Source organism: Rufibacter sp. JT3400010 (assembly GCF_054956755.1).
In genome coordinates this window covers 130,369-156,239 of record NZ_JBUDXA010000009.1, presented here as the reverse complement: position 1 = coordinate 156,239, position 25,871 = coordinate 130,369, and the positions used below count along the sequence as shown (strand labels likewise).

The window sequence follows — 25,871 nt, the reverse complement described above, 5'->3', positions numbered from 1 at the left end:
GACTCTACTTTTGAGCTTACTTAATTATGACCGGAGTAAACAGCTAAGCCTAAGAAAGTTAAACTTTTAGATATTTAGCCTTTTACATCAGAAAAACGCTTCTTTCCCTTAAAAACTTCCTCTTTCTTCACTATAAATTTTCTATTCTCAAAAATAAAGTCTAAACTTATGCCAACGTTGGCACAACGACCAATCTCACGTACACTCGTATGCAAGATGGAGGGGTTGGCTACGGGCAGAATTGGTCTTTTAGAAACAACGCGACATATGCTCTTATTAGGAATTGACGTAGGTACCTCCTCTATCAAAGTCTCTGTGGTAGACGCTGCTACGCAGAAAGCACTAGCCTCTGCCCAGTACCCCGAAACAGAATCCAAAATCAATTCCCTGCAACCGGGCTGGGCCGAACAGTCGCCGGAGATGTGGTGGGAGCACGCGCAGAAAGCCATTCAGAAAGTGAATGCCTCTGGCGCCTACAACCCGCAGGACATTGGCGCTATTGGCATTGCCTACCAGATGCACGGTCTGGTGATTGTAGACCACAACCAGGAAGTGCTGCGTGAATCCATCATTTGGTGCGATAGCCGCGCGGTACCTTACGGCCAGAAAGCGCTGGAACATATTGGGCAGGAAGAAAGCCTTTCCCGGCTTTTGAATTCTCCGGGAAACTTCACCGCTGCCAAATTAGCCTGGGTAAAGGAAAACGAGCCTGACAAGTTCAGCAAGATCCATAAGATTATGCTGCCCGGCGACTACATCGCCATGAAATTAACAGGTGAGATTACCACCAGCGTTTCGGCGTTGTCTGAAGGTATTTTCTGGGATTTCCAGAAAGACGAGGTGTCCCAAGATGTGATGAACTTCTTCGGCTTTAGCCCAGACATTATCCCAGAGGTTCGGCCTTTGTTTTCTTCGCACGGCGAGGTGAAAGCCGAGATTGCCTCGGCTTTGTCTTTGAAAGCGGGCATTCCGGTTGCCTATAAATCAGGTGACCAGCCAAACAATGCACTTTCCTTGAACGTGTTGAATCCGGGCGAAGTAGCCGCTACGGCGGGTACCTCGGGCGTGATTTATGGCGTGAGCGACCAATTGGTGTATGACCCGCAGTCGCGCGTGAACACGTTTGCGCACGTGAACTACGCCCCAGATTCCAAGCGTGTGGGAGTGCTCATGAACATCAACGGCACCGGCATCATGAACAGTTGGGTAAAGGAAAACATGGGGCAAGGCCTCTCCTACCCGCAAATGAACGCCGAGGCGCAGCAAACTCCTATTGGCAGCGGCGGCTTGCGCATTTTCCCTTTCGGAAATGGAGCCGAGCGCGTGTTCAACAACCGCATCATCGGGGCGCAGTTCCACAACTTAGATTTCAACTTACACACCAAAGCGCACATCTTCCGGGCAGTGCAGGAAGGCATCGCCTTTACGTTCCGTTACGGCTTGGACATTATGCGGGAGAACGGCATGAACCCAAGCGTTATCAGGGCGGGCAATGCGAACATGTTCCTGAGCGAGCTGTTTGCCGAGGCCTTTGTAAACGCCACGCACGTACCGGTAGAACTGTACCAGAACGATGGAAGTGTAGGCGCAGCATTGGGCGCGGGAATCGGTGCTAACGTTTTCTCCTCGGCACAGGAAGCCTTCAGCCGTTTTGAACGTTTAAGAGTCATTGAACCTACGCAAACGGAGGCCTATGAAACGGCGTACCAAGACTGGAAAGCGCTTCTGCTAAAACAAATAAGTAACTAATTTTCAACTCCATATATACAAATCATGGCAAATCTAACATTAGGAGACAAAGAATATTTCAAAGGCATAGGCCAGATAAAATTTGAAGGTCTGGAGTCAGACAATCCGTTGGCGTACCGTTGGTATGACGAAAACCGCGTGGTAGCCGGAAAAACTTTGAAAGAGCACTTCAAATTCTCAGTAGCCTACTGGCACTCTTTCAACGCGAACGGTTCTGACCCATTTGGTGGCCCAACCCTGAACTTTGCCTGGGATGAGAGCTCTGATGTGATCACGCGCGCCAAAGCTAAGATGGATGCCGCGTTTGAGTTCATCACTAAAATGGGAATGCCGTACTACTGCTTCCATGATGTAGACGTGGTAGACTATGGCAATGATGTAGCTGAAAACGACCGTCGTCTGCAAACCATGGTAGAATACGCCAAGCAGAAACAAGCCGAAAGCGGCGTGAAACTGCTTTGGGGAACGGCCAACGTGTTCTCGCACGCCCGCTACATGAACGGTGCCTCTACTAACCCAGATTTCCATGTATTGGCCCACGCTGCTGCCCAGGTAAAAGGCGCTTTGGATGCTACAATTGCCTTAGGTGGTGAAAACTACGTGTTCTGGGGTGGTCGTGAAGGTTATATGACCTTGTTGAACACCAACATGAAACGCGAGCAAGAGCACCTGGCCCGCTTCCTGCACTCTGCAAAGGATTACGCTCGTGCCCAAGGTTTCAAAGGAACGTTCTTTATTGAGCCTAAGCCGATGGAGCCAACCAAACACCAGTATGACTACGACTGTGCTACCGTAATTGGGTTCCTGCGTCAGCACGACTTACTAAATGATTTCAAAATCAACATTGAGGTTAACCACGCTACTCTGGCGGGCCACACCTTCCAGCACGAACTACAGGTTGCCGCAGATGCCGGTGTATTAGGTTCTTTGGATGCCAACCGCGGTGACTACCAGAACGGCTGGGATACTGACCAGTTCCCGAACAACCTGAACGAGTTAACCGAGGCCATGCTGATTTTCTTAGAGGCTGGTGGATTGCAAGGTGGCGGTGTGAACTTTGACGCAAAGATCAGAAGAAACTCCACTGACCCGGCTGATTTGTTCTACGCCCACATTGGCGGTGCCGATTCATTCGCCCGTGCCCTCATCACCGCTGACAACATCCTGAACAACTCAGATTACCTGAAAATCCGCGAAGAGCGTTACGCTTCTTTTGACAGCGGCAAAGGCCAGGAGTTTGAGCAAGGCAAATTGTCTTTGGAAGACCTGCGCGCCTACGCTATTGAGCAAGGTGAGCCAGCCGTTAAGAGCGGCCGTCAGGAGTACCTGGAGAACATCATCAACAAGTTTATTTAGTCTCCAAGTAAGTACATTCCTCTTTGCTGACAGTTCATTTAGTCAGTGATTGACTTGATTTTTCATGTAACATACTTAGAAAGGCTGCCTCTAAGAGAAGCAGCCTTTTTCTGTTCTTTGAAATGCCTTGGTTTCTGTATCAGGGCTACTTTCCTGAAACCAGCGTTAAATGCTTTCTGGCGCAAGCGTCTGCTTATGTCCGCACGCAGATCTGACCTGCAAACTTTGGACACAAGCGGACGCTTGCGCCAGAAGGTTCTTTAAGCGATTTGATATTACTTATCAGAAAACGGCTTCAAAATGAAAGCGTCAAAAAAGGAAGACCAGACTTTTCTAAAGTCTGGTCTTCCTTTTTTGACGCTTTAAGCACAAGGATACTTCAAGTAACTTCCTTTTACCCTCTTTTTCTGAAAGAGTCTTCGTAGCAAACGATGGTAACGTTTGAATAGAGGCTTTTCTAGTCAGCCCACAAGATCCTTTCAGGATGACAAAGCAGGGTTAGAATAGTTTCATGAATACAGGTAATTTAGTTAAACCGAAAACTAGAGGGTGATTCAAAGAAGAGCAGAAGCGTTTACGCTTGCTCCTTCATTACTTCCTTCATCTTCTCAGCATCTGCCACAAACTTGGCCAAACCACTAGCAGTAAGCGGATGGGTAAGCAGCCCCAGGATTGGCTCTAAAGGGCACGTGCAAACGTGGGCACCCGCCTCGGCACACTTCACAATGTGCATAGAGCTACGGATAGACGCCGCTAAGATTTGGGTTTCATACCCTTGAATAGCGTAGATGTTGGCAATCTGCTCAATCAACTGCACGCCATCCCAACCAATATCATCCACACGGCCTAAGAAGGGAGACACGTAGGTTGCGCCTGCTTTGGCGGCCAGAATAGCTTGACCAGCCGAGAAAACCAGTGTACAGTTGGTTTTGATACCTTGGTCTGTGAAGTACTTGATGGCTTTCAGGCCGTCTTTGATCATGGGTACTTTCACCACAATGTTAGGGTGCAGGGCCGCCAGAATCTTACCTTCGGCTACCATGGAATCAAAGTCAGTAGAGAGTACTTCGGCAGAGATGTCACCGTCCACAATCTCACAGATGGCTTTGTAATGGTCCAGCGTGGCTTGCTCTCCCTTAATGCCTTCCTTCGCCATTAACGAGGGATTGGTAGTTACACCGTCTAAAATGCCCAGATCATGGGCTTCTTTGATGTGGGCCAGGTTGGCCGTGTCAATGAAAAACTTCATAGTGAATAGGTTATAAGTTTGCTTTATTCCTACACCAAACCGGTTGGTTTGGCATTATTATCTAAGTAGGTACTCTTGAACCTAAATATAATTGTATTTACGACAATTAATAACTACTTCCCTGGAAATACACTTATTTACTTCTTATCTGCTTGACGTATACGCTTTTTAGGCTCCGGTAGAGGTGTTACGCCTTAATCATTATGAGTAATTGGGAGTTATTCCCAACTTATCTGGGCAGGTGCAAGCATCCACAAAATGCCTTTCCTTCTAATAAGAAATAGTTTCGGGCCTGTTTTCATCAAAACAGGCCCGAAACATAAATTACTTGGCTTGCTTAGCCGGTTGGAACGAGCTTTCTGGCGGGCCCAGGTAGCTTGGTTTCAAGCCACCGGCATCAACTACAATTTTCTGTAGCACAATACCGGAGTCTACCATCCAGAACTTGAGCACGTGCTCGCCTGGTTGGGCTATTTTATGGGTAGAAATGGTGAGGTCAATGTTGTTGCCTGCGTTCCGGTTCCACTCGCCTTCGGTGTGGTTGGCGTGCATGTTGATGATCTGCGGAGTTTCATTGTCAAAAGAGAGGGCAAACCGCAGACCTTGGGTGTTGTGGAAGTTGAGCGTAGGCGACAGATATACCCGAACCTTCACCTCGCCGCTGTTCTGCAGGTACATTTTGTATTGCAGATGCGGACTGTTGCCGCCGGGCGTTTGGCTAGGAGCGGTTACCGGCATGGTGGTCATGGCTGAACCCGTACGACCTAAATCAGGAAGCAGTTGCCACTTGATGTTGTTCGCATCTACCGCGCGGGTGAAATGATCGGCTTCTATGGAAACATAGCCGTTGGCTTCCGCGAATCCTTCCAACTGGTTCGGCTTAGGCGCCGATGGATTTCGTACCACCGCCTGTACCACCACTTTCTTACCGTTGGGTCCAGTGACAGTCACCGGTACACGTTGGGTTCCTGTGGGTGTCTGCGCCCAGTCAACGGTTACCCAAAGACGCTGCTCGGTAGTGACCGTTCCGGTAGGCTGAGACACTTTCAGCCAGGGAGCACCCGCCTGAACGGTGTAGTTGAACGGCTGCTGTCCACGGTTGAAGATTTCCAGATAATGGCCTTGCTTGGCGAAAGGCGAAAACTCCGGTAATTCGGCAGCGCCTTTTTCCTGTGGCCACCACTTGTCTGATCCTTCCACGGCTACGCCCATGTCGGCAGTATTCGGTACGTTCAGTTGTTTTACCTCGGGCATCACGTCTTTTTCGGGTTGTTGCCAATAGGTGTAGCTTATGTGGGTTTGGGACATCATGTGGTTCCACTTGCCTCCGGCGATATCTTTGTGATACACGCGCGTTAACTCCGCATCACGGTCAAAAAGATTCTTTACCTTGGCGGCCAGTTCATTGGTGAGGGCTCTGCCCTGCTGAGCGTACAGACGGTTGCGGCCGGTGGTTACGTGCAGTTCGTTCAGGTTCGCGCTGGCTTGCACCGGAAACAATACCAACTGGTAATAGGCATCCCGGTACTGCGCGGGCAAGGCTTGGTTGATGCGCTCGGCTTCCTGGGCCAAACGATTGTAATCGGCTACAACTCTTTCGGCTTCCTGGTAATTGGTGAGGCTGTACGTGTCTGGGGACAATAGCTCTGGCTTGCGGCGGCTGTTGTACTTGGCGTAGGTCGCTAGAATATCAGCGATGGCGGTGGCATGTTCAGCGCCGAACTGCCGCTCGGCCCATAGTTTGGTGTATTCCTCCAGACGCTCAACGGGCCATTTTTCCGGGTTCCAGGCGTAATCCAGGAAGAACTCCGTAGGGAATTCCATGGGTTTGATGTCGCCCACGTTCACAATCCAGATGCGGTCTGCCTTGTGTTGGTAGGCCAGGTGCATTTGCTCCCAGATACGGGGCAGCGGATTGGTGTTGATCCATTTGTAGTTACGCGGTCCGCCCACGTAGTCAAAGTGGTAGTAGATGCCGTAGCCGCCAGAGTGCTGTTTCTCGCCTGGTTTCGGCAATTTGCGGATGTTTCCCCAGTTGTCATCAGCTAAGAGCAAGGTCACGTCATCTGGTACGCGCATGCCTTTGTCATAGTAGTCCTGCACTTCTTTGTAAAGCGCCCACAGCTGCGGCGTTTGAGAAGCAGGTTTACCAGTAACGTCAGCGATAATCTTGCGTTGGTCAGCCACAATTTTCTCCAGCAGCCCGATGTTGCTTTCCTCGCTCATGGGTTCGTCGCCGTCGCCGCGCATCCCTACCGTGACAATGTTTTCAAAGCCGTTCATGCGTTTGATACCGCCGGTCCAGAACTCGCGCAGTTTCTCAGCGTTGGTATTGTAGTTCCAGGGCCCGGAACCGTAACGGCTCCACTCGGCGTGGGCGCGGGCCAGCGGCTCGTGGTGCGAAGTTCCCATCACTAAGCCGTACATGTCGGCTACCTGCGGACTGATTTTATCATCGTCGCTGAAAGCGTTGCCCCACATGGCGGGCCACAGGTAATTGCCTTTCATGCGCAGAATCAGCTCAAATACTTTCTCGTAGAACTTGTGATTGAAACCCCCGAACTGCTCTTTAGACCAGTTAGACAAAGCCGGAGCTTCGTCGTTGATGAAGATGCCACGGTACTTCACGGCGGGCGTTCCTTTGGTGTGACGGCCCTCGGCCACGTACAGGTTTTCCTGCTGCTTCACTGGCACATCGGCCCACCAATACCAAGGCGAAACACCAATTTGCTGCGACACGTCATAGATGCCGTAAATGGTGCCGCGTTTGTCGCTGCCCACAATCACGAGGGCCTCGTCTACACCTTTCATAGGTTTTTTCACGGTCTGTACCACAAACGTCTCCCATTTCTCGGCCAGGTCCTTCACATCCAGCTTCTTGTTTTTCACCAACTGGTCAATCCAGGTGCTTTTACCTAAAGTACCCACCAGTACCAGAGTCTTCGCTTTAGGCGCTTTTTTGCCTACCGTTAAAGCAGGTTCATTTTGGGTAACTCTCTTCACATCGGCCTGCAGGTCTTTCAGGGCTCTGATGACACCGGGGAAATCGCTGTCGCTGATGTAAAAGGAAGCAGATTTTCCGTTTTCTGCCAGCACAAAGGAGTTGCCTTTCTTTTGGCTTGAAATATAAGGAGCATCATCTAAGGCAAACGCCGAAGGAGCAATTTCTAAAGCCAGAAGGAAGAGTAGCAGGCTTTTCCATGGGAAGCGAAGGAGCCTTTTTGTTTTGTCTTTAGTTGGGGTAAGTCTAATCATGAAAACGTGATTCAGGTTAGGAAGGAAAATAATCTTTGGCGTTGTAGTAGCAGATATCCTGCACGATTTTGCCAATCCAGGGTAAATCCATGGGCAGCAAACCGCGTTCCATGTCTTCGCCTAGCAGGTTGCAGAGCAAGCGCCGGAAGTACTCATGGCGCGAGTAGGAAAGGAAACTTCTAGAATCGGTGAGCATGCCCACGAAACAACTTATGAGCCCCATGTTAGATAAAGCGTTCATCTGCTCCTTCATGCCCTCCAGATTGTCCAGGAACCACCACGCCGAGCCGAACTGCATTTTGCCTTTAATGCCGCTGCCCTGAAAGTTCCCGATCATGGTGGCGAAGGCCGCATTGTCGGCGGGGTTGAGGTTGTAGATGATGGTTTTGGTGAGACAGTTCTCTTTCTCCAACTGGTTGAAAAAAGCGGACATGTTGTGTATTTGGCCATAATCCCCGATGGAGTCATACCCGGTATCTGGCCCGTTTACCTGCAGCATGCGGCTGTTGTTGTTCCGGATAGCGCCCACGTGAAATTGCTGCACCCAGCCTTTGCGGTAGTACATTTTGCAGAGTTCCAGAAGCAGGAAAGACGTAAAGGCCTCCTGATGCTGCCCTGCCTGCTGGTCGTTTCCGGCCAATACATCCTGGAAAACATCCTCCAGGTTGCTCGCGGAGGCAGAAATGTTGGGCATGCTGGTCAGGCCGTGGTCAGAGATGCGACAGCCGTGTTCATGGAAATACTGCACCCGTTTCTCCAATACTTCCAGCAAGGTGTCCAGGTTGAAGATTTCCGTTCCGGTGACACTGGCCAGCAGCCGGATGTACTCTCTAAAGGAATCTCCCCCCGCAAGGTTAAATACTTTGTCTGGCCGGAAGGAAGGCAGCACTTGCGTTTTAAACCCGTTTTCGGATAATTGGCGGTGAAACGCCAAATCATCTGCCGGGTCATCGGTGGTGCCCACCATTTCCACATTGAAATGCGTCAGCAGCCCTTGCGGCGTAAACTCAGGTTTCTGCAGCAGTTGGTTGCAGTGCGTGTACACCTCCCGGGCGTTTTGCTCTGTCAGGAGTTCGTTCACCCCGAACGGGTTCTTCAGTTCCATGTGCGTCCAGTGAAACAGCGGATTACGCAAGGTGTACGGAACCGCTCCCGCCCATTTCAGGAATTTCTCCTCGTCTGAAGCAGTACCAGTAATGTACTTTTCGTCAATGCCCAGGGTGCGCAGTGCCCTCCATTTATAATGGTCTCCGGCGAGCCAGATGCTGGTAAGGTTAGGATAGTTCCTGTTCTCGGCAATCGCCTGCGGCGATAGATGGCAGTGGTAATCAATGATGGGCAGCCCTTTGGCGTACGCATGGTACAGTTGCCGGGCCGCGTTGGTATGCAGTAAAAAGTCCTCCTTCAGGAAAGTCCCTGCAGAAGGTTTTGTGTTACGAGAAGCAACGGGGGAAGAAGATATGATGCTCTCTGACATAGTCGTGTAAATTAGGATGGGTAAACGGTTCTTTCAATGCCCATTTCCAGACCTCTGAGTTCGGCTAAGCCACGCAACCGGCCAATGGCTGAATAGCCCGGGTTGGTGACTTTGTGCAGGTCATCCAGCATCTGGTGCCCATGGTCTGGCCTAAATGGAATTGGCTCCTGCCGCTCACGGTTGATGGCGATGAGCTCTTTCATAACGCCGTACATGTCCACGTCACCGGCCAGGTGGTCAGACTCGTAGAAGTTGCCGTTGTCGTCTTTCTTCACGTTGCGCAAGTGCGCGAAGTACACCCTGTGCCCCACTGATTTCAGAATCTCCACCGGATTGTTGTGCCCTCCGGCGCCCAGAGAACCCGTGCAGAAACAGATGCCGTTCGGCTCCCGGTCTACCCGGTTGATGATGAACTCCAGGTCTTCCTGGTTGGAGGCGATTCTGGGTAAACCTAAAATTGGATAAGGCGGGTCATCTGGGTGGATGGTCATTTTGAGGCCGTTTTCCTCACAAACGTCCATAATCGACTCCAGGAAATACGCCAGGTTCTCGCGCAGCCCGGCATGGCCGATGTTCTTGTAAATCCCGATGCTCTCCGTCAAATGTTCCAGCGAAATGTAGCCTTCCATGGGCACGCCCATCCGGATGATTTCACTTAATCCTTCCAACTGCTCTTGGCTGTAAGACGCATGGCGCTCTTTGGCTTGCTGCACCACGGCCTCGGCATAGTCCTGCTCGGCTCCTTCCCTTTTTAAGATATATAAGTCGAAAACCGCGAGGTCCGTCCAGTCAAAGTAGAGAGCTTTGGCCCCGTTCCACAGTTCCAGCCCCAGGTTGGTTCTGGTCCAGTCCAGTACCGGCATGAAGTTGTAGCAGATGGTTTTCAAACCAGCCGCCGCCAGGTTGCGGAGCGATTGGCGGTAGTTTTCCAAATACTGCTCATAATCTCCGGTGCGGGTCTTGATGGATTCGTGCACGGGCACGCTTTCCACTACCGCCCACACAAGGCCAGCTTCTTCTATAATGCGTTTCCGCTCCTGAATTTCCTCTAGAGGCCAAACGGCGCCGTGCGGCACATGGTGTAAGGCACTCACAATTCCGGTGGCTCCGGCTTGTTTCACATCCTGTAGGGTTACGGGGTCGTTGGGTCCGTACCATCTCCAGCTTTGAAGTAATGACATAACGTGATTCTTTAAATATGATGTATGCTTACCTGTCTGTGGTAAGTCTATGGTGATATAGAGATAAGTGGTTTGTCTGTGTTTTTAGAAAAAGAGCCTCAAAACACCCGGTTCCAACTACTTGGCTTTCACCGAGGCGAAAGTTTCGTAGATCGGGTCTTTGCCCTTGTAGTTAAACCAATCAAAGGTTGCCTTTCTCGTGGAGGGCTTGCCTTGCGAGGTGGCATACATGCCCAGGGTCACTCCCACAAAGCCGCCTGCCGTACGCGTGCTCAGGAAGGTTCCGTCAACGTTGTCTTTTAGCAAAGTCCAGTCGCCTTCTTTGGTGCCGTAGTAGAAAGCGTACTGACCGGCTTTGAACTCCACTTTCAGGTAGAGCGGCTTTTTTGCGTCTTTGCTTTTCAAAGGAGCCTCGGCCAGAACGGTTGTTTCCGGACTGCCCGGTTCAGTTGCGTTTAGTGACTTGCGTAATTGCACCACTTCTTTGCCGTTGGCGATGGTCTTGCCCAAAGCATAATAATGCTGCTCACTCTGTATCGCCACTATGCCCGCAAATTCGTTTGGAGCCGCTGGTGTAAAATCCATTTTAGTGCTGGCATTCCCGTAGTTGTGCTGCTGCCTTCTGGCAATGAACGAAGGCACATCTAACCCAGATATTGTTTCTGGTCTTACATCCAGCGTAAGGCTTCCGGCTGGTTTGCTCAGGCTGTACCACGGGGTACGGGGCGTACGGAGCATCAACCAGTACATAGGCAGTTTGTCTGCTTTGAAATCTTCTCTATAGGTAAAATTACCGTTTACCGGAAGTTTGGGAGCCTTTCCCCGGGGTAAGTTGGGGCGTTTATAAGAATACTGCACCTCCTCATGGTCTGGGTTGATAATGGGCCAACCGTCTTTCCAGGTCACGGGAGCCAGGAAGGTTTCACGGCCAATGTTGTAATGGTCTTCGGTGTCATAAGGGCGGGTGGCCAGGAACACGGCCCACCACTCGCCGTTCTGCGTCTGCACCAGATCCGCATGACCAGTAGCGGAAATGGGGTTCTTGCGGTTGGCAGGCAAATGGCGTTGTGTCAGGATGGGATTGTTGGGGTTCGGGACATAGTCTCCGTTTACTTTTTTGCTTCTCAGGATTACCTCTGAGTGGTTCACGCTGGTACCACCCTCGGCCGCCATCAGATAGTAGTAACCGTCTTTTTTGTAGATGTGCGGGCCTTCAATCCAGACTGGTTTTTTGGATAAGTCTACACCGCCGTTCACCAGAATGGTAGGGGCGCTGGTGGTTTTCAGGTTCTTGTAATCAAACTCCTGCATTTTAATGGTGCGGTGACCATCGTAGAGCGGCTTGTTATCGGGCGCATCACTGTTGTAGATGATGTACGCTTTTCCGTCCTCGTCAAAAAACAACGAGGGGTCAATGCCCTGCACATCTTGCAGCCAAACCGGGTTAGACCACGGCCCCGCCGGGTTGGTAGCGGTCACCACAAAATTCCCGCCTCTATCAATCAAGGTAGTGACCATATAGTAGACACCCTCATGATAGGAAAGCGTAGGGGCAAAAATACCTCTGGTTATGCGGTGCTTGTCTAGGTTCAGTTGCTCTGGCCGATCCAGAATATTGCCAATCTGGTTCCAGTTCACCAAGTCCTTACTATGGAAAATAGGAACGCCCGGATAATAGGCGAAAGAAGAGAGAATGAGATAATAGTCTTCTCCTACGCGGCAGATGGCAGGATCTGGGTAGAAACCTGTCAAGATAGGATTCAGGAACTTCTGCTTGTCCTGCGCAAAGGTTGGCCTGATGAAAAGGCATACGCAACAGGTAAGTAACAAGAGTGCCTTTTTAAGAAGACTTTTCTGATTCATAAGTGTTTTGATTTTGCATGTCCGGGGTGACGATCTGGAAATTTCCGATTAGGAACAGTTAGCTCAAATTTTCTAACTTCCTAGCATCGTATTGGAAAATCTAACTCTAGACGATCCCGCATATAGTACGAAGAAATATAGTATGACAAAAAAATTGGCTGCCCAAAACGGGCAACCAATTTTTCAATTCATAATTATCTACTACTATAAGTAGCCTGGGTTCTGATATGCTGCTTTTACTTCTGCAGGTACATCCATCCGTTCAAGCTGGCCCTGTGGAATAGGGCGCAGGTAATGGTGTGGCTGAATGGTGCGGGTTACGGTTATAGGAGTATGGTCACCATAGTTGTTTCCAGCAATGCGATACGAAGAAGCAAGTTCATTCCACTTCTGGGTACGTACCAGATCATACCAGCGATACCCTTCGCCATAGTACTCACGTGAACGCTCTGCCAGTATGTAGTTGATGTCTATGGTGGCTGGCGTAGCGGCAACCATAGCAGCACTATTATCCTGTACCTTGGCCATGTTGCCGTTGTTGTCAAAACGCCATTTACCAGCTCTGGACCGAATCACATTGATCAATTCTCTTGCCGTCATACCGGCTTTGGTAGTAGCGCCTTTTACAGCTGCCTCTGCCGCTACAAAGTAAAGCTCAGAGAATTTGGCAATGTTGAACGGACGGGTGCTGCCCGCATTTGGCTGACCAAGACCACCGGCATTGTCAGTCCGGTAAGGCCCAAGTTTCCAAAGCCCCGGATACACAATTCGGCTAATCCCGCGAGGAGAAACCACATAATCTGCTCTTCCAGGCATTTCTCCTGCGCCAATATTACTTTTACCTGCCCCACTTGGGTAATTGATGGCTGCCGCTGGCTCCTCGTTCAGGAAAGTCAGGATTGGCTGCCCCGGACTAACAGGTAAATTGTTTGCGTTATAGGCAACCGCTGGTTGACTACCCCCTGCTTTTGGCCAGTTACCCCGGTAAACGGTGGTAAAGGTACCATCGTACCGAGAATCGTTAGTTTTGTCAGCAAAGGTATTTACAACGGCATCAATGGTTGGTGCCATACGGGTCCACGGACGTCCTAATGGTTGAGCTGCCTCGCGCTGAACAGAAGAGAAAGCACCAGTCCCGTTTGGATTGGCTGCGCTTCTGATGTTGGTATAGTTCCACGTCATCATCCAGCCGGCAAAGTTATCTGGGGCACCACCGTTACCAAATGTAAGGCTACCGCCATTGTACAACTCACTCGTTTCAGTATGGTCAGCGTATAGCATCAACTCAGTGTTGCGGTCGTTTTGACCCAGATTCACATCATAGTACGTTGGTTGCAAACGGAACGGACCCGGGTTCTCAATACCTGCTACTGCTACATCATACGCCTGCTGATAATAATACTGGGCGTTACGTCCGGCAGGGTCAGTTCTCTGGGTCTCCGGATAGGTAGGAATGTTATTGGGGTTTTCCAACCACCATGCATACGTCAAGTAAGCTTTTGCCAGATACAGGCGAGCAAGCGTTTTGGTTGCGCCACCAGTTACACGTGGGGTAGCCGGCAAATCATTGACTGCTTGCAGCAAATCAGGAAAGATAGCTTTCGTATACACCTCAGGTACTGTGTTACGCGCAGAGGTTCTGATTGGGTTGGTGTTGAACTTCAGTTCTCCTGCACCCAAATCTAGGGGCACTCCACCAAATGTTTGCACCAGCAAGAAGTAATCAAAAGCACGGAAGAATCTAGCTTCAGCAATCAGGGCTGGTGAAATAGTTCCTACGGCAGTACCATTCTCAATGATTCCGCTAGCGGTGTTGATGTTAGGGAACGCATTGGTCCATAATCTATCTGCCCGGCTGTTATTAGAGTTAATGACACCTCTGCCTGAAAGATCCATTACCAGGAAGTTCTCATCGGCATCTCTGCCGTAGGTTACTTCATCTGTTCCTGTTTGAGTAACATTATAGAAGTAAGCATCACCATAGATGTAGCGCAGGTGGGCATACATAGACGTTAATCCTCCTTGTACACCTCTCTCTGACTGGAAGTATTCAGGTGTATAAAGACTGCGAGGCTCCTCCTCCAAGATATCTGAGCACCCTGCCGCGGACATTGAGATCACGGCTGCTCCAATCAAAAACTTTATTTTGAAACTCTTCATTTTTGTCTTCATTAGAATGTAACGTTTAAGCCCACTAAGTAGCTGCGGGTGGCAGGTGCGTTCGTGCCAATCGTTAGCAGACGGTTTGGAGTGCCAGTAGTCACTGCCACGTTTTGGTCGGCGTAGGAGTTGGTTTCAGGATCCATACCAGATTCTCTGTGGTATGGGGAGAACATCACAAAAGGGTTCTGGGCAGTCACGTAAAGGCGTAATCTGTTCACTCCCGCGTTTTTTAACCACGCATTGTTGTCAAAGTTATAGCCAAGGGAGATGGTACGTACTTTCATGTAAGAGGCATCAAAGTAGCTAAGGGTACTGGCATATTTTGGGTTATCACCGCTCGCGATTCCACCTGGTTTAGGAAATCTAGCATCTGTGTTCTCAGGTGTCCAGTAGTCTACCTTCACGTTTCCACGGCGACCGTTCATCATGTTAAGATAACCTGCTGACCCATAAATAGTGCTGATTAAAATACCACCGTTCTGGAAGGCCCCTACTGCGCTCAAATCAAATCCTTTATAAGCAACACGGGTGTTAAAACCACCCTGGAAGTTAGGATTCACATCCAGGATTTGACGGTCCTGAGGTCCAATAGCTCTGACAGGTGTACCATCTGCATTGTAGTCACCAGTATACTTCACTTTGACCATACCCACGTTTCCACCTGGCTCAAGAATGTTTCTGTACGGATCTTCTTCTTGCCATAAACCTATTCTCTCGTAGTCGTAGATTACGTTAATGGGCTTCCCAACAAACCACCAGTTTCCTTCATCCCTCTGTTGCTCACCGGCTAGTGATACAATCTTGTTGCGGTTCGCATACATATTAACACCTGCTTCCCAAGTCCAGCCATTGAGGTTATCCAAAATCACACCGTTCAAAGAAAGCTCCACCCCTTTGTTCTGGGTTGCTCCAATGTTAGCAGTATAGCTGTTCACACCAGATGTATAAGGCAAAGGAAGACCAAGCAGAATATCTTCTGTGTCAGTAATATAGTACTCCACTGTACCTGATAAACGATTGTTCAGGACAGCGAAATCTAACCCGTAGTTCCAAGTTTTTGAGAATTCCCAACCTAAGTTAGGGTTAGGCAATTGGCTTACAAATAAACCCGTCTGGTAATTGGTAGGACCAAAGTTGTAGGGCCTGGTGGCTAGAAGTCCAAGAGTGGAATACGGAGCAATAGATTGATTTGAGGTTCTACCATACCCAACACGCAGTTTTAACATATTGATGGCAGAAATATTCTCCATAAAGTTCTCTCTGGCCACGTTCCATCCTAATGAAAGGGCAGGATATGTATGCCACTTATACCCTGGAGCAAGTCTTGAAGATCCATCTGAACGAACAGTTGCGGTCAACATGTAACGGTCATCATACGAGTACATGACACGTCCCATGTAAGACATCAGACCGCTTTTCCAGTATTGTTGGTCCCCAGGAGCTACTGTAATTTCTCCGGCCGCCAAACCTAAATTGTAGTACTGGAAGGCATCTGAAGGAATATCTCGGGCCGCAATACGGGACCTGTTGAATTTTGTATCTGAGGCAGAGTACAACCCTACCGCATTTATATTGTGCTTTCCGGCAAAGGTGCGGTCATAAGACACAATATTTTCAATGGTCCAGTCTGTTGTAACCTGGTTGCTGACAGAAGCCGTAGATATGGTTGTTGGGTTAACGGCATTGATGCCTTGCCCCGTGTAAGCGCCACCTTGGGATTGACGATAATTAACACCAAGGTTAATGCGATACTTCAAACCTTCTACCCCAGGAATTTTAGCTTCCCCGAAGAATGTATTGTAAGAAGCCATAGACCTGGTTTCGCTTAACCATCTGTCTCTGTTATCTTCTATCACGTCTCTGGTATACACCCACTGCTCATCTAACGGCATTCTAACGGTTCTTTTCAGAGTACCATCAGAGTTGTACGGGTTCGCGATTGGAGACATACTTAACACTCCGTACAAGCCCACGTTAGAACCTTCAGACAAACTGTAGGTATTATTGGTAGTAAAGCCTAAACGGATGTACTTTCCAACACCCTGATCAAGTGTACCTCGTACCGTGTAACGGGTGTATTGCTGAGAAGGAATCACCCCTTCTTCCTGGTAATACCCAGCATTGAAATTGTAACGACCATTCTCTGTACCACCAGAAACACCTAAGTTTTGGTTTGTCTGGATACCCGTTCTGTAAAGAAGATCTTGCCAGTCAGTGTTCACATCATCAGCCTCATCCAAGGCGTTGGTGTACTGACCCGCTGCTTTACGGAGCGCAACAAACTCAGGGCCATTCATCATTGGGTATCTGGCGAAAACTGTTTTAGCACCCACAAACCCATCATAGGTAATTTGCGGTTTTTGCCCAGCTTTACCTCCTTTGGTGGTAACTAATACAACGCCATTTGCCCCACGTGAACCGTAAATAGCTGTGGCAGACGCATCTTTCAAGATATCTACACTTTGAATATCATTCGGGTTGATATCACCAATAGACCCTGGAAAAGGGATTCCATCTAACACCACCAATGGATCATTACTGGCAGAAAGCGAGCGTGTACCCCGTATACGGATTTGCATGCCAGCACCAGGCTGTGATGAAGATTGAGAAAACTCTACACCTGGCAAACGCCCTTGCAGGGCTTGGGAGATATTGGCAGATGGCACTTCACGCAACGCATCACCGCCAATAGAAGCAACAGATCCGGTTACCGCCTCTGCTTTCTGAGTTCCGTACCCTACAACTACCACCTCATCAATGGTTTGTTGGTCAGTGGCCAGCGTCACGTTAATAGTGGTTCTACCATTGATGGCTACTTCCTGGGAAACATACCCAATGAAGGAGAATACCAACGTGCCTGTGCCACTTGGAACAGAAATGGAGTAATTACCTTCTACATCTGTTGGGGAAGCAGTGGTAGTGCCTTTCAACAAGACCGTAACACCTGGCATACCGGCACCCGTATTATCCAATACCTTACCAGTAATGGTGTGAGTCTGGGCCATTGCCTGCACGCTCATCATGAGAGAAACCACCAGCAAAAGGGCTAGCTTCAGGATTTCAGCCCCAGAGCGAGGGGAAATCGTTGATCTGGGATTTTGGGTAATATTACCTTTCATACATACAGTTGTTTAGGTTGATTGTGCTTATAAGGGTGAGGACTAAGAATTTACACTGCTTTGATTGATGGTTTCAGGTATGCTTATCTTGCTTTTGGAAAGGCGTCTAAAAACTTCACCTTTTTACAATCTTGACAATTTTCTAGCAAACACTTTATCAGGTTCGCTTCTGAAGCACTTAGTGAGGCTGTAGAAGAAGATTCTTTCTCAAAAAAGAAGCAAACTGCGTTAAAAAGCTCCATTCTGCCTCTTACCCCTCTCTTTTTTGGCATTATAAAGGCTGGTCACCTTCCTCTGACTGTACAAACTTGAATATAATTTTCAAATAATACAACCGATTTCATAACTTTTTTCAAAATAAGCCATCCATGAAACTTTACTTTTTTTACAAGATTTGAAATTGAGCCTACATTTATACTGAAACCAGATCAATTACCTAACAACAAAGATTTTCTCTTCTAACGCTTTGGAGCTCTTTTTCATTTATTAAAGTTCCTTTTTTATTATATAAAGAAGTACTCGCCAAATGACATTGATGAAACATATTATTTTGTACCTGATGTTGTTTTTGTATATTACAAAAAATTGAAATTGTTTTTAATGAAACCGATTTCATATATTTGTTTCCGAATGAATTGCACGAGCATGGAGAAGGACATTACTATTTATGATATTGCACGCGAACTGGATTTGTCTCCTACCACCATTAGCAGAGCCCTCAATGACCATCCGGCCGTTAATAAAAACACCAAACAGCGGATCTCTGATGCGGCGACTCAAATGGGATATCGTTCTAACATGTTCGCCAGCAATCTGAGGAAACAACGCACCAACACCATTGGGTTGATTGTGCCTAGGTTAGACAGCCCGTTTCATTCTGCCGTCATTTCTGGTATTGAGAAAATCGCCAATGAGGAAGGCTATAATGTGATTATCAGCCAATCTCTGGAAACGATCCAAAAAGAAATGGCGAATGCCAAAACCATGTTTGATAGCCGGGTAGATGGCTTGCTGGTATCACTGTGTTTTGAAACAGAGACGCTGGAGCACTTTGAACAATTCATAAACCGCGGCATTCCGGTGATCTTCTATGACCGGGTAGCCGAACATAAGAATTGCACCAGCATTATTATTGACAACCTGCAGGCGGCCTACAAAGCTACGAGCCACTTAATTGAGCAAGGCTGCACCAACATTGTCCATATTACCGGTAACCTTAAACGCAACGTCTACGAAGACCGCCTCAAGGGATACAAGTATGCCCTGATTGACCATAACCTGCCATTCACTGAAAGCAATGTGATAACGGGTCAGATGACTGAGGAAGCTGGAAAACTTGCAGCCGAACAGATTCTTGCCATGAACCCGTTGCCAGATGGAATCTTCGTTTCTAACGACACCTGCGCGGTAAGTTGTCTTATAACCCTCAAACAAGCGGGCATCTCTATCCCGAAGGACATGGCGGTTATCGGGTTCAACAATGATTTGACTTCCAGAGTGGTGGAGCCTAATCTTACCACCATCAACTACCCGGGTCAGGAAATGGGCGAGGTGGCCGTGCGGGTGCTGCTCATGCAAATAAATGGCACCAGTGAAGGCATTCCCAGCAACACCATCAATCTAAGATCTGAGTTGATTATCCGGGAGTCATCATTGCGAAGTAAGGTTAACTCTAAGAAGAAAGCAATAGTTATATAAGATGAAGGATTTCCCTGTTCCCAGACACAACCGCTGGTTTAAGGAAGGCTTCTTTTTTTATCAACTAGATTTATAAGACGTTTCAGGGCACATTTTAGAAAACAGACCTGAAACCGAATTTCACCTTCCCCCATTCACCCATACCCACACCAGACAAGCAACATGAGCAAGAAAACAGTTCTTCGTTTCGCCTTTCTGTTCCTCCTTATCTTCTGCCAGAATGTTACTCGGGCAGAAGACGGCTACCGCCTTTGGCAGCGCTATGACCTCATCCAGAACAAAGACCTCCTGAAACAATACCGCAAGACCCTTGACAATGTAACCGTACAAGGCTCCTCTCCTACCCTCACGGTAGTGAAAGACGAACTGGAAACAGCTTTGTCTGGATTGCTGGGTTCTAAAGTGACGGTCTCCAATAATACTCCCAAAGGAGGACTAATAGCAGGCACTCCGGAAACCTCCTCGCTTATCAAAGAACTGGCCCTTGACCAAAAACTGAAGGCGGTGGGTCAGGAAGGTTTTCTGCTACTTTCGCAAAAACACAAAGGAAACAGCTACACTGTTATTGCCGCCAATTCTGAAAAAGGGGTGTTATACGGCACGTTCCACCTGTTGCGGTTGCTGCAAACCCAGCAGGACATCAAGAACCTGAACGTCAGCAACAGCCCCAAAACCAAACTGCGCATCTTAAACCACTGGGACAACCTGGACCGCACCGTTGAACGCGGGTACGCCGGTTTCTCTATCTGGGACTGGCACAAACTCCCCGATTACATTGACCAGCGCTACATAGATTACGCCCGCGCCAACGCCTCCATAGGCATCAACGGGACCGTGCTTACCAACGTGAACGCCAATTCGCTGGTACTTACCCCGGAATACCTGAAAAAAGTAAAGGCGCTCGCCGATGTGTTCCGTCCGTACGGCATTAAAGTGTATTTGACCGCCCGCTTCAGCTCACCTATTGAACTAGGGAAACTGAAAACCGCTGATCCGTTGAACCCCGAGGTGAAAGCCTGGTGGAAAAACAAGGTAAACGAAATTTACACCTATATTCCTGATTTCGGGGGATTTACGGTAAAGGCCAACTCAGAAGGCCAGCCTGGTCCGCAGAACTACAACCGCTCCCACGCCGATGGCGCGAACATGCTGGCCGAAGTACTGGCCCCCAAAGGTGGTATTGTGATGTGGCGCGCGTTTGTGTATGACAACAACGTACCCGATGACCGCCATAAGCAGGCGTACACCGAGTTTAAACCGCTGGACGGCACTTTCCAAGGGAATGTGATGGTGCAGGTGAAAAACGGTGCTATTGACTTCCAACCGCGCGAGCCGTTCCATCCGCTGTTCGGGGCTATGCCGAAAACCCCGCTTATGATGGAGTTCCAGATCACGCAGGAATACCTGGGGCAAGGCACGCACCTGGCCTACCTGGCTCCTATGTTCAAAGAAACCTTAGAAGCTGACACCTACGCCAAAGGCAAAGGCTCTACCGTGGCCAAAGTAGTGGACGGAAGCCTGGACAACCACGCCATCTCCGGTATGGCCGGGGTTGCTAACATCGGGAATGACATCAACTGGACCAGCCACCCCTTTGGGCAAGCCAACTGGTACGCTTTCGGCCGTCTGGCCTGGGATCACGATTTGACCTCAGAAAACATTGCCGATGAGTGGATTAAGATGACGTTCTCCAACGCTCCGCCGCAGGTTGCCCCTATCAGAAAGATGATGATGGGCTCCCGCGAGGCCGTGGTGAATTACATGACGCCCATGGGCCTGCATCACATTATGGGCTGGAGCCACCATTACGGTCCGGGGCCCTGGATCAAAGACAAACCCCGCGCCGACTGGACCTCGGTCTACTATCACCGCGCCGATGAAAAAGGCATTGGATTTGATCGCACCAAAACCGGCAGCAATGCCCTTTCGCAGTACGCCCCCGAAGTCCAGGCTCAGTGGGGAAGTCCAACCACTTGCCCTGAAGAAGTGTTGCTGTGGTTCCACCACGTGGCTTGGGATGCGAAAACCAAATCTGGCAGAACCCTCTGGGATGAACTCTGCTACCGCTACTCGGGCGGCGTAGACTCCGTACGCGCCATGCAGAAAACCTGGGATGGCCTGCAAGGACAAGTAGACAAGGAAAGACACCAGCAGGTGAAGCAATACCTGGCTATTCAGGAAAAAGACGCCCGCTGGTGGCGCGATGCCTGTCTGCTGTATTTCCAGACATTTTCCAAGAGACCTATTCCGCAAGGATTAGAACAACCACAGGGCACCTTAGAGGAGTACATGAAAATAGAACCCAAATTTGCTCCTGGCATATAACATTGATGAACAACCCCATGACTCAAAACACCACAACTAAAACCGCCATTGTTACCGGCGGCGCTTCAGGAATAGGCCTGGCCATTGTAGAGAAATTCATTCAGCAAAACATCAAAACCATTGTGATTGGCCGCGATGAGCAGAAATTAAAGGATGTGAAAGACAGGTTGGGCGAGCTTTGCATCACGGAGTCGTATGACCTGAGCAACCTGGAAGGTATTCCGGCACTGGTAGAACGTCTGGCGCAGGAACATGGCAAGCTGGATATTCTGGTGAACAACGCGGGCATTAACCAGAAGAAGCCTTTTGTAGAGGTAACCGATGAAGAGTTCCAGCGCATCAATACCACCAACGTGACCGCCGTGTTCGCGTTGAGCCGCGAGGTGGTGAAAACGATGCTTCCGCACGGCGAAGGCTCCATCATCAATATCAGCTCCATGGCTTCGCAGTACGGTCTCCCCAAGGTAATTTCCTACACCGCCTCCAAATCAGCGATTGAGGGCATGACCCGCGCCATGGCCTCTGAACTTTCTCCCATGGGCATCAGAACCAACTGCGTGGCTCCCGGCTTTATTGCCACGGCCATGTCGGCCAAAGCCATGGACAGCGATCCTGAACGTAAAAACAAAGCGATGGGCCGTACGCCAATGGGCAAATTCGGTGCTACTTCTGATGTGGCCGAAGCCGTTTATTTCTTAGCCTCAGATGCCGCCCGGTACGTGACCGGCACCGTGTTACCGGTAGACGGTGGTAACTCCATCGGGTTTTAAGCACTTCCTTCTGTAACCAAAAAGGCTCCTCTGTTTTAAGTCCGTTTTCATAAGAATAGGCCTGAAACAGAGGAGCTAAACCTTATAAAGGATTAAATTCTTTAGTCATTTTCAATGCCAACGATGGCATTAATCTCCCTAAGAATAGATAAGCTAATCAAACATACGTCCATGAAAAGGAATAGAATCATGTTAGCGGCCGGGGTTGTTTTCGCCTCTCTGGGTTGCGTAGCCACCACGCTCAATCAGGGGCAGCCTTCCCTGAAACAAATCTTCAAAGATGATTTTTACGTGGGCGCGGCGCTAAATTACCAGCAAGCGGCCGGTAAAGATCCTAAAGCAGAGGCGATCATCGCCCAACACTTCAGCACCATTACTCCCGAGAATCTGCTGAAGTGGGGAAGCGTGCATCCGCAGCCAGACACGTACAACTTCAAACCCGCCGATGATTTTGTAGCGCTGGGCAAGAAATACAAGCAGTTTATTGTGGGCCACACGTTGACCTGGCATCAGCAAACTCCAAACTGGGTGTTTGAATCTGAACCAGGCAAACCCGCCACCAAAGAGCAGCTGCTGAAACGCCAAACAGAACACATCATGGCAGTAGCCGGACGGTACAAAGGCCAGATCAACGGCTGGGATGTGGTGAACGAAGCCTTGAATGACGATGGCACCCTGCGCAAGAGCAAATGGTACCAGATCGCTGGCGAGGAGTTCCTGTCCAACGCCTATGCCACCGCCCAAAAAGCAGATCCTAAAGCCGAGCTGTACTACAATGACTACAACCTCTGGAAGCCTGCCAAAGCCGACGGCGCCGTTAAACTGGTGAAAAGCCTTCAGGCAAAAGGCCTGAAAGTAACCGGCATAGGCATGCAGGGCCACTACGGCCTGGAAAACCCCACTATTCAGCAGATTGAGGAAAGCATCATCAAGTTCTCCAAAGTAGGCAAGGTCATGTTCACCGAGCTGGACATTGACGTGCTTCCTAACCCCAGCAACCGTCAAGGGGCTGATATTGATGCCACGTTTGAGTTCGACCAGAAGTACAACGTGTACACCACGGGTCTTCCGGAGGAAGTGCAGCAGAAACTGGCCAAACGCTACGCGGAGCTTTTCGCGCTCTTTCACAAACATAGAGACAAAATCACCCGCGTCACCTTCTGGGGCATCACCGACAGAGATTCCTGGTTGAACGACTGGCCTATCAAAGGCCGCACCAGCTACCCTATGATCTTCGACCGCAACTACCAGCCGAAGCCTGCCTTCCATGCTATTGTAAACACCATGAAGAAATAATCAAGCAGAAGCCGAATCATGGCTTTCTTCTCATCAAAAAAACCTCGGTTTAGAGGCTGTTTTCAGAAAACAGCCTCTAAACCGAGGTTTTTTCGTTAGTAGGCGGCAACAAGCCTCATGGTGCCAAGATTTTCAAAAGCGTCTCTTAGACGCAGATTCTCCCCTTGAGGGGAGATAAAGAGGGGTGTTTACTCCTGCTGATTTACGCATTGCCAATTAGGCTTTGCTCCTGTTGGTTTAGAAATGTTTTGCCATTGTTTGTGAAATGCCTGCTCTCCTGTGTAAACACCCCTCTCTGCTCCCCTCAAGGGGAGAATCTCCGTGTTCTAGGCGTATTTGCCTGAATTGAAGGTTCTTCTCACATCAGGTACCCATCAGTTATCCATAAGCTACAAAGCACATAGTTGAGCTTCCTCCAAATCAATCAAGTCTTGCAGCAATTCAAGTGAAACGTCACCGGGTTTTCCGTCTCCGATGGGTTTTCCGTCTACGGCTACAATGGGCAGAACCCGCTTGGTGGTGCTGGTCATGAAGGCTTCTTTGGCTTGGGCAATGTCTTCCAGGGTCACGGTGCCTTCTTCCACCTGGTATTTCTTGCCGGCCAATTCCAGCACGTTTTTACGGGTAACGCCTTTCAGGATTTCGTGCGCCGGCGTGACAAGGGTGTTGTCCTGTTTTACAAGGAAGAAATTGCTGCGCGGAAACTCAGACACTACCCCGTTTTGGTGGTACAGCACATCATCGGCGGCTTTGGCTTTCACTTGCTGGATTAACCTTATGCCTACCGTGTAATTGATGGTTTTGGCGGCCGCCAATTCCCGCACGTACTCATGGGTGATGACCTTGATGCCGGTGGCTACCTGCGCTTCTGAGGGTAAGGTAAGCGGCTGCTCCAGCATGATCAGATTGGGCGGGCCAGGATTGTAACCGTTCTCAGAGTAGCCACCGGTTAAAATCATCTTCACCCCAGAATCTGAAAGGCCATTCATCTGGATCAACCGGGTAATGGTGGAAACCAGTTCTTCTTCAGAAAGGGGCACTTCCAGGCCCATCAGCAAAGCCGAAGCATAGAACCGGTTCAGGTAGTCTTCCAGGAAAAGCGGCTGCCCATTTTGGGTTTTGAAGAAATCGAAAATACCGTAGCCACGCTGGATGGCCAGGTCGCTCACGTGCAGGTAAGCGCTCTCCAAAGGCAAAATTTCTTCGTGCAGGTAGGCGTAAAGTCTATGGTTTGAGGACATGGTGTTTCTTTAAAATTTCCAGGGTTTGCTCCAGCGGTAGGGCTTCAATTTTAGTTTTGTCTCGGCCGGTCATGGTTTCGGCTTTGAAGAGTGAGTTAAGGATGGCTTCTTCGGTGGCTTCAATGGTGGCCAGAAACAAAGGAGACATCTCGTCGTTTCGCAGCAGCGGCAGGGTCTGGGTTTTCTCCCGGCTTTCATACGGAACCCGGAGGCTTGGGTGCGTTGAAAACGCAAGGACGTAATCGCCGCTGCCGTTGGAGGCAATGCCACCGGTTTTGCCTAAGCCCAGCATGGCGCGTTTGGCCAGCCGTTCCAGGTTGCGCGCATCTATGGGTGCATCGGTGGCTACCACGATCATGCAGGAGCCATCGGCTTTCTCCAGAATCTGCTGCCGGAAAGAAAAGCGCTCCAGTTCCTCTCCCACCGGGGCACCGGCCACCTGCAGCACTCCGCCAAAGTTCGTTTGCACCAGCACGCCCACCGTGTAGCCTCCTAAACTTGCGGGCAACTTCCGGGAAGAAGTCCCGATACCGCCTTTGAACCCGAAGCAGATGGTGCCGGTGCCCGCCCCCACGTTTCCCTCCTCCACCGCGCCAGTTTTGGCTTTCTGAATGGCTTCCAGCACGTGCTTTTCTGTCACGTGGCGGCCTCTGATGTCGTTCAGCCCGCCGTCATTGGTTTCGCCCACCACCGCATTCACCGACTGCACCTTTTCATTGCCGGGCTGTTGCAGCGTATGAGTAATCACTGCGTTCATGGCCGTAGCCACGCTCAGCGTGTTGGTTAAAATGATAGGTGATTCCAGGTTGCCCAGTTCCTGCACCTGTGAACTGCCCGCTAACTTCCCGAAGCCGTTGCCCACATACACCGCCGCGGGTACCTTCTCCTGAAACAGGTTTCCGCTGTGCGGAAGGATGGCTGTGACGCCGGTTCGTACGTCGCTGCCTTTGTGCAGGGTTACCTGTCCTACCAACACGCCAGTCACATCTGTGATGGCGTTCAACTTGCCGGTGGGCAGCACGCCAATCTTTGCACCGTACTCTCGGATACGTTTCCGTTCCTGGGCTTGGAGTTGGCTGGTGCACACCATCATCAGCGTTAAGAGCAGTACCTGTTTCATGCGTGTTTT

The 25,871-nt window shown here is 49.7% G+C and carries 15 protein-coding genes; 6 read left to right on the top strand and 9 right to left on the bottom strand.

What is annotated here, in order from left to right; all coding sequences use genetic code 11:
* Positions 1 to 267: 267 nt before the first annotated feature.
* Together ACY0JR_RS11170 and xylA are read left to right on the top strand one after the other, a co-directional pair.
* Positions 268 to 1,749 carry a xylulokinase gene (locus tag ACY0JR_RS11170; RefSeq protein WP_462634170.1) on the top strand — a complete coding sequence of 494 codons (1,482 nt, stop codon included), beginning with the start codon at positions 268 to 270 and terminating at the stop codon, positions 1,747 to 1,749.
* Between the two features lie 24 nt (positions 1,750 to 1,773).
* Entirely contained in the window at positions 1,774 to 3,105 is a 1,332-nt protein-coding gene (xylA, locus tag ACY0JR_RS11165; protein WP_462634169.1) for a xylose isomerase, read from the top strand.
* A 574-nt stretch (positions 3,106 to 3,679) separates the two neighbouring features.
* On the opposite strand, the gene fsa is transcribed toward xylA, so the two are convergent.
* The 7 genes from fsa to ACY0JR_RS11130 all read right to left on the bottom strand — a co-directional run bounded on the left by fsa (position 3,680) and on the right by ACY0JR_RS11130 (position 17,412).
* Entirely contained in the window at positions 3,680 to 4,354 is a 675-nt protein-coding gene (gene fsa / locus ACY0JR_RS11160) for a fructose-6-phosphate aldolase (RefSeq protein WP_462634168.1), read from the bottom strand.
* A 324-nt stretch (positions 4,355 to 4,678) separates the two neighbouring features.
* Complete coding sequence (locus ACY0JR_RS11155) at positions 4,679 to 7,609, bottom strand: glycosyl hydrolase 115 family protein (RefSeq protein ID WP_462634167.1); 2,931 nt, start codon at positions 7,607 to 7,609, stop codon at positions 4,679 to 4,681.
* Positions 7,610 to 7,625: 16 nt separating this feature from the next.
* Positions 7,626 to 9,086 carry a glucuronate isomerase gene (gene uxaC / locus ACY0JR_RS11150; protein WP_462634166.1) on the bottom strand — a complete coding sequence of 487 codons (1,461 nt, stop codon included), beginning with the start codon at positions 9,084 to 9,086 and terminating at the stop codon, positions 7,626 to 7,628.
* An 11-nt stretch (positions 9,087 to 9,097) separates the two neighbouring features.
* Positions 9,098 to 10,267, bottom strand: a complete 1,170-nt coding sequence (gene uxuA / locus ACY0JR_RS11145; RefSeq protein WP_462634165.1) for a mannonate dehydratase — start codon at positions 10,265 to 10,267, stop codon at positions 9,098 to 9,100.
* Positions 10,268 to 10,384: 117 nt separating this feature from the next.
* Positions 10,385 to 12,130, bottom strand: coding sequence for a glycoside hydrolase family 43 protein (locus ACY0JR_RS11140; RefSeq protein WP_462634164.1), 1,746 nt, complete (start codon positions 12,128 to 12,130; stop codon positions 10,385 to 10,387).
* Positions 12,131 to 12,334: 204 nt separating this feature from the next.
* Complete coding sequence (locus ACY0JR_RS11135) at positions 12,335 to 14,137, bottom strand: RagB/SusD family nutrient uptake outer membrane protein (protein WP_462634163.1); 1,803 nt, start codon at positions 14,135 to 14,137, stop codon at positions 12,335 to 12,337.
* A gap of 164 nt (positions 14,138 to 14,301) precedes the next feature.
* Positions 14,302 to 17,412, bottom strand: coding sequence for a SusC/RagA family TonB-linked outer membrane protein (locus ACY0JR_RS11130; RefSeq protein WP_462634162.1), 3,111 nt, complete (start codon positions 17,410 to 17,412; stop codon positions 14,302 to 14,304).
* 645 nt (positions 17,413 to 18,057) lie between these two features.
* On the opposite strand from ACY0JR_RS11130, the gene ACY0JR_RS11125 reads away from it, so the two are divergent.
* The 4 genes from ACY0JR_RS11125 (at position 18,058) to ACY0JR_RS11110 (ending at position 23,501) form a co-directional block, all read left to right on the top strand.
* Positions 18,058 to 19,110 carry a LacI family DNA-binding transcriptional regulator gene (locus ACY0JR_RS11125; RefSeq protein WP_462634161.1) on the top strand — a complete coding sequence of 351 codons (1,053 nt, stop codon included), beginning with the start codon at positions 18,058 to 18,060 and terminating at the stop codon, positions 19,108 to 19,110.
* Between the two features lie 162 nt (positions 19,111 to 19,272).
* Positions 19,273 to 21,435, top strand: a complete 2,163-nt coding sequence (locus tag ACY0JR_RS11120) for an alpha-glucuronidase family glycosyl hydrolase (protein ID WP_462634160.1) — start codon at positions 19,273 to 19,275, stop codon at positions 21,433 to 21,435.
* Positions 21,436 to 21,452: 17 nt separating this feature from the next.
* On the top strand, positions 21,453 to 22,205 hold the full coding sequence (locus tag ACY0JR_RS11115) for an SDR family NAD(P)-dependent oxidoreductase (protein WP_462634159.1): 753 nt from the start codon (positions 21,453 to 21,455) through the stop codon (positions 22,203 to 22,205).
* Positions 22,206 to 22,376: 171 nt separating this feature from the next.
* On the top strand, positions 22,377 to 23,501 hold the full coding sequence (locus ACY0JR_RS11110; RefSeq protein WP_462634158.1) for an endo-1,4-beta-xylanase: 1,125 nt from the start codon (positions 22,377 to 22,379) through the stop codon (positions 23,499 to 23,501).
* A gap of 389 nt (positions 23,502 to 23,890) precedes the next feature.
* On the opposite strand, the gene ACY0JR_RS11105 is transcribed toward ACY0JR_RS11110, so the two are convergent.
* Both ACY0JR_RS11105 and ACY0JR_RS11100 read right to left on the bottom strand, forming a co-directional pair.
* Positions 23,891 to 24,742 (bottom strand): aminotransferase class IV, encoded by an 852-nt coding sequence (locus ACY0JR_RS11105; RefSeq protein ID WP_462634157.1) that lies wholly within the window; start codon positions 24,740 to 24,742, stop codon positions 23,891 to 23,893.
* Positions 24,726 to 25,862 (bottom strand): DmpA family aminopeptidase, encoded by a 1,137-nt coding sequence (locus tag ACY0JR_RS11100; RefSeq protein ID WP_462634156.1) that lies wholly within the window; start codon positions 25,860 to 25,862, stop codon positions 24,726 to 24,728. Before ACY0JR_RS11100 ends, ACY0JR_RS11105 begins: the two co-directional genes overlap by 17 nt.
* Positions 25,863 to 25,871 lie beyond the last annotated feature (9 nt).

Coding starts and splice junctions, on each gene's coding strand:
- ACY0JR_RS11170 (WP_462634170.1), top strand. CDS start 268: ATGCTCTTATTAGGAATTGACGTAGGTACCTCCTCTATCAAAGTCTCT.
- xylA (WP_462634169.1), top strand. CDS start 1,774: ATGGCAAATCTAACATTAGGAGACAAAGAATATTTCAAAGGCATAGGC.
- fsa (WP_462634168.1), bottom strand. CDS start 4,354: ATGAAGTTTTTCATTGACACGGCCAACCTGGCCCACATCAAAGAAGCC.
- ACY0JR_RS11155 (WP_462634167.1), bottom strand. CDS start 7,609: ATGATTAGACTTACCCCAACTAAAGACAAAACAAAAAGGCTCCTTCGC.
- uxaC (WP_462634166.1), bottom strand. CDS start 9,086: ATGTCAGAGAGCATCATATCTTCTTCCCCCGTTGCTTCTCGTAACACA.
- uxuA (WP_462634165.1), bottom strand. CDS start 10,267: ATGTCATTACTTCAAAGCTGGAGATGGTACGGACCCAACGACCCCGTA.
- ACY0JR_RS11140 (WP_462634164.1), bottom strand. CDS start 12,130: ATGAATCAGAAAAGTCTTCTTAAAAAGGCACTCTTGTTACTTACCTGT.
- ACY0JR_RS11135 (WP_462634163.1), bottom strand. CDS start 14,137: ATGTATGCCCACCTGCGCTACATCTATGGTGATGCTTACTTCTATAAT.
- ACY0JR_RS11130 (WP_462634162.1), bottom strand. CDS start 17,412: ATGAAAGGTAATATTACCCAAAATCCCAGATCAACGATTTCCCCTCGC.
- ACY0JR_RS11125 (WP_462634161.1), top strand. CDS start 18,058: ATGGAGAAGGACATTACTATTTATGATATTGCACGCGAACTGGATTTG.
- ACY0JR_RS11120 (WP_462634160.1), top strand. CDS start 19,273: ATGAGCAAGAAAACAGTTCTTCGTTTCGCCTTTCTGTTCCTCCTTATC.
- ACY0JR_RS11115 (WP_462634159.1), top strand. CDS start 21,453: ATGACTCAAAACACCACAACTAAAACCGCCATTGTTACCGGCGGCGCT.
- ACY0JR_RS11110 (WP_462634158.1), top strand. CDS start 22,377: ATGAAAAGGAATAGAATCATGTTAGCGGCCGGGGTTGTTTTCGCCTCT.
- ACY0JR_RS11105 (WP_462634157.1), bottom strand. CDS start 24,742: ATGTCCTCAAACCATAGACTTTACGCCTACCTGCACGAAGAAATTTTG.
- ACY0JR_RS11100 (WP_462634156.1), bottom strand. CDS start 25,862: ATGAAACAGGTACTGCTCTTAACGCTGATGATGGTGTGCACCAGCCAA.